Source organism: Bacillus sp. SIMBA_008 (assembly GCF_046535495.1).
Lineage (GTDB): Bacteria > Bacillota > Bacilli > Bacillales > Bacillaceae > Bacillus > Bacillus subtilis.
The window spans coordinates 1-396 of the sequence record NZ_JAWRWL010000069.1 but is presented as its reverse complement, the minus strand read 5'-3'; the positions used below and the strand labels follow the sequence as shown (position 1 = coordinate 396).

The window sequence follows — 396 nt, the reverse complement described above, 5'->3', positions numbered from 1 at the left end:
GTCGTCATCCGCCACAACGGGACGACGGCCGCGGTCCTGCGCGGCGCCCGCGCCGAGGAGTTCCTCGTGGACGTCGAGCACGGTGATGCCCAGCTGCTGATGGCTCGCCTGACCGGGAACTACCGCCGGGGCAACGAGCGCACCGCGAGACAGCACCCGCGCAACGCCCGCTGACGCTCAGCGACCCGACGAGATCGCGGCCGGATCCGACACCGGCAACCGGCACACGAAAGCGCGGCAGTCGTAGGCGCGCTCCACCGTCGCCGCCTTGCCCTCGAAGAGCTCGAACCCGGCATCCGCGAACGCCGCCGCCTGGGCGGGGGCGACCACGGCGATCACGTCGGCATCGGCCCGCTGCGCGGACCGGGCCAGCGCGCCGCCGGGCTCGTTCGTCAC

General features: G+C 74.0%; 1 protein-coding gene. It reads right to left on the bottom strand.

Features of this window, described 5'->3' with window-relative positions; all coding sequences use genetic code 11:
- Positions 1-177 precede the first annotated feature (177 nt).
- Positions 178-396: hypothetical protein (locus tag SB658_RS22150; protein ID WP_410602349.1), on the bottom strand; the 219-nt coding region annotated here is incomplete at its 5' end.